The 7,679-nt window shown below is 56.3% G+C and carries 5 protein-coding genes and 2 pseudogenes; 5 read left to right on the top strand and 2 right to left on the bottom strand.

Annotated features, from left to right (window positions below; translation table 11 throughout):
* Positions 1-44 precede the first annotated feature (44 nt).
* Positions 45-206: pseudogene (locus tag CS369_RS18200) on the bottom strand (hypothetical protein); the annotation flags it as partial.
* A 110-nt stretch (positions 207-316) separates the two neighbouring features.
* A pseudogene (locus CS369_RS18195) lies at positions 317-643 on the bottom strand (magnesium chelatase domain-containing protein); the annotation flags it as partial.
* A gap of 588 nt (positions 644-1,231) precedes the next feature.
* Here CS369_RS18195 and ilvG point away from each other — a divergent pair.
* From ilvG to ilvA, 5 genes are all read left to right on the top strand, one after another.
* Entirely contained in the window at positions 1,232-2,881 is a 1,650-nt protein-coding gene (ilvG, locus tag CS369_RS18185; RefSeq protein WP_196908166.1) for an acetolactate synthase 2 catalytic subunit, read from the top strand.
* Between the two features lie 17 nt (positions 2,882-2,898).
* Entirely contained in the window at positions 2,899-3,156 is a 258-nt protein-coding gene (ilvM, locus tag CS369_RS18180; protein ID WP_196908165.1) for an acetolactate synthase 2 small subunit, read from the top strand.
* Between the two features lie 23 nt (positions 3,157-3,179).
* Positions 3,180-4,106: a branched-chain amino acid transaminase gene (locus CS369_RS18175; protein ID WP_196908164.1), complete on the top strand. Its 927-nt coding sequence runs from the start codon at positions 3,180-3,182 to the stop codon at positions 4,104-4,106.
* A 113-nt stretch (positions 4,107-4,219) separates the two neighbouring features.
* The gene (gene ilvD, locus CS369_RS18170; RefSeq protein WP_196908163.1) at positions 4,220-6,070 is read left to right on the top strand and encodes a dihydroxy-acid dehydratase; all 1,851 of its coding nucleotides are present in this window, start codon (positions 4,220-4,222) and stop codon (positions 6,068-6,070) included.
* Between the two features lie 5 nt (positions 6,071-6,075).
* Positions 6,076-7,629 (top strand): threonine ammonia-lyase, biosynthetic, encoded by a 1,554-nt coding sequence (ilvA, locus tag CS369_RS18165; protein ID WP_196908162.1) that lies wholly within the window; start codon positions 6,076-6,078, stop codon positions 7,627-7,629.
* The last annotated feature ends 50 nt before the right edge of the window (positions 7,630-7,679 follow it).

Here is a 7,679-nt window from a genome sequence, read left to right as displayed (position 1 = left end):
CTTTATGTAAACAATCAATTATCTCCTTAGCGTGGTTTTTTACATCATTGACCTTCAAACCCCGTCATTAACGCCCCCAGCCAGATGGCATCCTCTTCGTACAAGCGGCAGTGAATATCCATTTCCGGCGGTGTCAGGCGCGCATTGATTTTCCCCGCTCGTGCCAACAGCCTCTCCCGTGCCGTCAATACGCGTGCTCGAACGTCGGCACTGAGCTCTCCCTGCCGCCCCTGTGTTTGTGCAACGTTCCGGGGGGCAGTAGCGAAACTTCAATCGACAGATCGAACCGGTCGAGAAACGGCCCGGATAATCCCTATTCACCCAGAAACTCATACTGTGATAACGCCTTGCCACAAATCTGCTCTGAGGCTGCCAGAATCGATAGTGCGATGGGCAGATCGTAGCGCCCGCCCTCCTTGGGCAAATCCGCCGGGGCGGGATTGACGGTGATCCGCTTGGCGGGAAAGGTGAACCCGGCGTTGAGCAGTGCGCTGCGCACCCGATCCCGTGCTTTCTTAACCGTGGTTTCCGGCAGGCCAACCAGCGTCAGTGCGGGCAAGCCATTGCTGATATGGGCTTCGATCGTCACGCAAGGGGCCTGAATGCCAATCATTGCGCGCGTATAGGTAACAGCCAGCGACATAAGGCTCCCTCCAGTCAATCCCGACAGCGTGCGTCATTCTGAGCCTAAGCGGCAGTATAAAAACAACGTTATCAGAAACGGCTTGCACAAAGGTGGTTACCATACAGTGCGTTTCCTCTGGAATGGGCGCTGGTTTGCAGCTTTTGTGGGAATCGATGACGTCGTCGGTGAAAGCTCGAAGAAAAAGCAAAATATGAATAATTGTTTACATATATATGATTAATTTGCATTTAACGCAGATTTTTTCATCAGCTTTCGTTACGCGTTAGAAAAAAAATATTGTCAGTGGCGCTAAGTCTGTGGTAACTCTATAGGTATTCGTTCGACAGTGATGACAGAACAAACCATTTATGAAAGCGTTCTCCCTCGTGATTAGCCTAGTCATTATTAGCGTGGTGGTGATTATTAACCCACCGTGAGGGGCGTCGCTGAGACGAAGAATGGCTTAAAAATCAAGCCGTAATTCAAAAAAACCCCGCACCGTAAGGTCGGGGTTTTTTGTTGGGCGGTAAAAACTACAGAAGGGAGTGGAGTATGTCTTACAGCATAAAATCCTGCTTCTCCCCGGCAGCGTCGGGGAAATAAACTATGAATGGGGCTCAATGGGTGGTGCAAGCGTTGCGGGCGCAAGGTGTCGATACCGTATTTGGTTATCCGGGCGGCGCGATCATGCCGGTTTACGATGCACTCTACGACGGCGGCGTTGAGCACCTGTTGTGCCGTCATGAACAAGGCGCTGCCATGGCGGCGCTCGGTTATGCCCGCGCGACCGGCAAGGTGGGCGTGTGTATCGCCACTTCAGGCCCCGGTGCCACTAACCTGATCACCGGGTTGGCGGATGCGCTGCTGGATTCCGTGCCGGTCGTGGCGATTACAGGTCAGGTGGCTTCACCGCTAATCGGTACTGATGCCTTTCAGGAAATCGACGTACTGGGCCTGTCGCTGGCCTGCACCAAACAGAGCTTCCTGGTAGATTCGCTGGAGTCGCTGCCGGAGATCATGGCAGAAGCCTTCGCCATCGCCAGCAGCGGTCGTCCCGGCCCGGTACTGGTGGATATCCCTAAAGACATTCAGTTGGCCACCAGTGAGATAGCCCCGCAGTTTACGCCAGTTGATGACAGCCAGCCGAATTTCCCCAAGCAAGCCATTGAACAAGCGCGCGCCATGCTGGCGGCGGCGAAAAAACCGATGTTATACGCCGGCGGCGGTGTGGGCATGGCGCAGGCGTTGCCTGCTCTGCGTGCGTTCATTGCTGAGACGGGCATTCCCTCCGTCGTTACGCTGAAAGGATTGGGGGCCGTTGATGCCGAGCATCCGCACTACCTCGGTATGTTGGGCATGCACGGCACCAAAGCGGCCAACCTGTCGGTACAGGCGTGTGATTTGCTGATTGCCGTCGGTGCGCGTTTTGACGATCGAGTGACGGGTAAACTGAATGCGTTTGCGCCTCATGCAGCGGTTATCCATCTGGATATCGATCCGGCAGAGCTGAGTAAATTGCGCCAGGCCAACGTGGCGCTGCCGGGGGATTTGAACACGCTGTTGCCTGCATTGGCCCAGCCGCTGGCGATTGACGCCTGGCGTCAAGAGGTGGCAGCGCTGAAAGCCGAATACCCGTGGCGTTACGATCATCCTGGTGAAGCCATCTATGCGCCCGCGCTGTTAAAAACCCTGTCTGAACGCAAACCGGCGGAAACCGTGATCACCACCGATGTCGGCCAGCACCAGATGTGGGCCGCACAGCACATGCGTTTTTCCCGTCCGGAAAATTTCATCACCTCCAGTGGATTAGGCACTATGGGCTTTGGTTTGCCAGCGGCAGTCGGCGCGCAGGTAGCCCGCCCTGAGGATACCGTGGTGTGTATTTCCGGTGACGGCTCTTTCATGATGAACGTGCAAGAGCTGGGCACCATCAAACGAAAACAGCTGCCGATAAAAATCGTGCTGCTGGATAACCAACGGTTAGGCATGGTTCGACAGTGGCAGCAGTTGTTCTTCAATGAACGTTATAGCGAAACCAACCTCTCCGATAACCCCGATTTTCTGACCCTGGCAAGCGCATTTGGTATTCCAGGGCAACGCATAACCCGAAAAGATCAGATCAATGCCGCGCTGGATGCCCTGTTGAGCAGTGATGGGCCATATTTGCTGCATGTCTCTATCGATGAACTGGAAAATGTCTGGCCGCTGGTTCCACCGGGTGCCGGGAATGAAACCATGCTGGAACGTACCGAATAATGGCAGGAGAACAGAGAATGACGCACCATCAACTTTCCATACAGGCTCGCTTTCGTCCCGAAATGCTGGAGCGCGTGCTGCGCGTGGTACGCCACCGCGGTTTCCGGGTGTGTGCCATGAACATGATGACGGCCGACAACCCCGACCACATCAATATCGAATTGACCGTTGCCAGCCAACGTCCGGTGGATTTATTGTCAACACAGTTAAGCAAGCTGCTTGATATCGCTTGTATTGAAATACAACCCCACACATCACAACAAATACGTGCCTAAAGGCATTAGAAAGGATAAAGAGAATGACGAGCAAAGCTGATTATATTTGGTTCAATGGTGAGATGGTGCCGTGGGCGGAAGCCAAAGTACACGTGATGTCCCATGCGCTGCATTACGGCACGTCGGTGTTTGAAGGGGTGCGCTGTTACGATTCCCACAAAGGCCCGGTGGTCTTCCGTCACCGTGAACATATGCGTCGCCTGCACGACTCCGCTAAAATTTACCGTATGCCGGTGCAGTACAGCGTGGATGACCTAATGGAAGCCTGCCGCGCAACGCTACGTAAAAATGACCTGAAAAGCGCCTATATTCGTCCGCTGGTGTTCGTTGGCGACGTTGGCATGGGCGTGAACCCGCCGGAAGGTTACGTCACGGATGTCATCATTGCGGCATTTCCCTGGGGCGCATATCTGGGCGAAGACGCACTGGATCAGGGGATTGATGCCATGGTGTCCTCCTGGAACCGTGTGGCAGCCAACACTATTCCGACGGCCGCAAAAGCGGGCGGTAACTACCTTTCCTCCCTGCTGGTAGGCAGCGAAGCACGTCGCCACGGTTATCAGGAAGGGATTGCGCTGGACGTCAACGGCTATGTGTCTGAAGGTGCAGGTGAAAACCTGTTTGAAGTGAAAGATGGCGTGTTGTTTACCCCGCCGTTCACCTCATCAGCGCTGCCGGGTATCACCCGTGACGCCATTATCAAACTGGCGCAGAGCCTGGGGCTGGAAGTGCGTGAGAAGGTGCTGTCGCGTGAGTCGCTCTATCTGGCTGATGAGGTATTTATGTCTGGCACTGCCGCGGAAATCACTCCGGTGCGCAGCGTGGACGGTATTCAGGTCGGCATTGGTCGTTGTAGCCCAGTCACCAAACAACTACAAAAAGCGTTCTTTGGCCTGTTTACCGGCGAAACCGAAGACAAATGGGGCTGGTTAGATCAGGTTAACCCGTAATCGTAACAAGAAAGATTAACACACCCCTTTCCCTTGCTTCACGAACCCAAGACGCCAGTCGCCGCTGAACGGGAGCAGGAAAGGGGATGAAACACACACTGGAGTAACAGAGTATGCCTAAGTACCGTTCAGCCACAACCACGCATGGCCGTAACATGGCAGGTGCGCGCGCCCTGTGGCGTGCCACCGGAATGACCGATGCCGATTTCGGCAAGCCGATCATCGCCGTGGTCAACTCGTTCACACAATTCGTTCCGGGCCACGTGCACTTGCGTGATCTGGGCAAACTGGTGGCGGAGCAAATCGAAGCCGCTGGCGGCGTGGCCAAAGAGTTCAACACCATTGCGGTGGATGATGGTATCGCGATGGGGCACGGTGGCATGCTCTATTCCCTGCCATCACGTGAGCTGATTGCCGATTCGGTCGAATACATGGTCAATGCCCACTGCGCCGATGCGATGGTGTGCATTTCCAACTGCGACAAAATCACCCCCGGAATGCTGATGGCCTCGCTGCGCCTGAGCATCCCTGTGATCTTTGTTTCTGGCGGCCCGATGGAAGCCGGGAAAACCAAGCTTTCTAACCAACTGATCAAACTGGACTTGGTGGATGCCATGATCCAGAGGGCTAACCCGAACGTCAGCGATGCGGATAGCGATCAGATCGAACGTTCTGCTTGCCCGACCTGCGGTTCCTGTTCCGGCATGTTTACCGCTAACTCGATGAACTGCCTGACGGAAGCGCTGGGCCTGTCACAGCCGGGCAATGGCTCGCTGCTGGCGACCCACGCCGATCGTAAGCAACTGTTTTTGAACGCGGGTACGCGTATCGTTGAACTGACCAAACGCTACTACGAGCAGGATGACGCCAGCGCGCTGCCGCGTAATATCGCGACCAAGGCGGCGTTTGAAAACGCCATGACGCTGGATATCGCCATGGGCGGTTCCACCAACACCGTTCTGCACTTGCTGGCCTCCGCGCAGGAAGCAGAAGTGGATTTCACCATGGACGACATCGATCGTCTGTCACGCCGTGTGCCGCAACTGTGTAAAGTGGCTCCGAGCACGCAGAAATACCACATGGAAGACGTACACCGTGCGGGTGGGGTGATCGGTATTCTGGGCGAATTGGATCGTGCCGGATTGCTGAACCGCGATGTGCGCAACGTGCTGGGCAAAAGCCTGACGGAAACGCTGAACGCTTACGACGTCATGCTGACCGATGATGACGCGGTGAAAAGCATGTACTCCGCAGGGCCAGCGGGTATTCGTACCACACAGGCGTTCTCACAGGATTGCCGCTGGGAGTCGCTGGATACCGATCGTGAACAGGGCTGTATCCGTGCGCGTGAGCACGCCTACAGTCAGGATGGCGGTCTGGCGGTGCTGTACGGCAACATCGCGGAAAAAGGCTGTATCGTAAAAACCGCCGGTGTGGATGAAGGTAGCCTGGTGTTCCGTGGTCCGGCCAAAGTGTACGAATCGCAGGATGACGCCGTGGAAGCCATTCTGGGCGGTAAGGTGGTAGCGGGTGATGTTGTGGTTATCCGTTACGAAGGGCCGAAAGGCGGGCCGGGCATGCAAGAGATGCTCTATCCGACCAGCTTCCTGAAATCCATGGGATTGGGTAAAGCCTGTGCGTTGATCACTGACGGTCGTTTCTCCGGCGGCACCTCCGGGCTTTCCATCGGCCATGCTTCGCCTGAAGCGGCCAGTGGCGGCACCATCGGGCTGGTGGAAGAGGGTGACATCATTGCCATTGATATTCCTAACCGTACCATTGAACTGGTAGTGGCGGAAGATGAACTGGCACGCCGTCACGATGCGGAACTGGCGCGCTGTGATGCAGCCTTTACGCCGAAAAACCGTCAGCGTCAGGTGTCCTTTGCCTTGCGTGCTTACGCCAGTCTAGCAACCAGCGCGGACCAAGGCGCGGTACGCGATAAGAGCAAGCTGGGAGGCTAAGTTCAATGGCAGTATCACTCCCTCTCCCCGACGCTCCGTGCGGCGCGGAGTATTTGCGTGCGGTGCTGCGCGCGCCGGTCTATGAAGTGGCACAGGTGACGCCGCTTCAGCCGATGGATAAGCTCTCGGCGCGTCTTGGCAACACCATTGTGGTGAAGCGCGAGGACCGTCAGCCGGTGCACAGTTTCAAACTGCGTGGTGCCTATGCCATATTGGCAACCCTGACCGAAGCGCAGAAAGCGCACGGTGTGGTAACGGCCTCCGCTGGTAACCACGCACAGGGCGTGGCGCTTTCGGCTAGCAAGCTCGGCATCAAGGCGCTGATCGTCATGCCGGTCGCCACGGCGGATATCAAAGTGGGTGCGGTGCGCGGTTTTGGCGGTGAAGTGTTGCTGCACGGCGCCAATTTCGATGAAGCCAAGGCCAGAGCGATTGCACTGTCGCAAGAGCAGCATATGACCTTCATTCCGCCGTTCGATCATCCAGCTGTGATCGCCGGGCAGGGAACGCTGGCGATGGAGCTGTTGCAGCAGGATGCGCATCTCGATCGCGTGTTTGTGCCAGTCGGTGGCGGTGGTCTGGCAGCCGGCGTGGCGGTGTTGATCAAACAGCTAATGCCGCAGATTAAAGTGATCGGTGTTGAGGCGGAAGATTCTGCATGCCTGCGTGCCGCATTGGATGCCGGACACCCGGTGGATTTGCCGCGCGTTGGATTGTTCGCCGAAGGCGTGGCGGTCAAGCGCATCGGCGATGAAACCTTCCGCCTGTGCCGGGAATATCTGGATGATGTCATCACCGTGGACAGCGATGCGATTTGTGCCGCACTGAAGGATATCTTTGAAGATGTGCGGGCGATAGCTGAGCCGTCTGGTGCACTGGCACTGGCGGGGATGAAGAAGTATATCCAGCAGCACGGTATTCAGGGTGAACGGCTGGCGCATATTCTGTCGGGTGCCAACGTCAACTTCCACGGCCTGCGCTACGTCTCTGAACGCTGTGAACTGGGTGAACAGCGTGAGGCATTGCTGGCGGTAACCATCCCTGAGCGCAAGGGCAGCTTTTTGACCTTTTGCCAACTGCTGGGTGGTCGTTCGGTGACCGAGTTCAACTACCGCTACGCCGATGATAAAGACGCCTGCATTTTCGTGGGGGTGCGTCTGACGCGTGGTCATGCTGAGCGGGATGAGATTATTGCAGAGCTCTCCGCGGGCGGTTACCAAGTGGTCGATCTCTCCGATGATGAAATGGCGAAGCTCCATGTGCGTTACATGGTTGGCGGACGTCCTTCCAAGCCGTTGCGGGAACAGCTTTACAGCTTCGAGTTTCCGGAGTCTCCCGGCGCGCTGCTGAAGTTCCTACACACGCTCGGCAAGCACTGGAATATCTCGCTGTTCCACTATCGCAGCCACGGCACCGATTTTGGTCGCGTGCTGGCGGCGTTCGAAGTGAGCGAGCGCGATCCGGAGTTTGAGCAACGCTTGCAGGCGCTAGGCTACGAGTGCCATGACGAAACCCAAAATCCGGCGTTTCGTTTCTTCCTGGCCGGTAACGCGGCGTAATGTCAGTGTGCCCGACGGTGGAATTTCACCGCCGGGCGCGCTATCGTGAT

The organism is Candidatus Symbiopectobacterium sp. 'North America' (genome assembly GCF_015762685.1).
In the GTDB taxonomy this organism is placed as follows: Bacteria; Pseudomonadota; Gammaproteobacteria; order Enterobacterales; family Enterobacteriaceae; genus Symbiopectobacterium.
The sequence above is the reverse complement of the archived record's forward strand: the minus strand, read 5'-3'. Positions and strand labels throughout refer to the sequence as shown.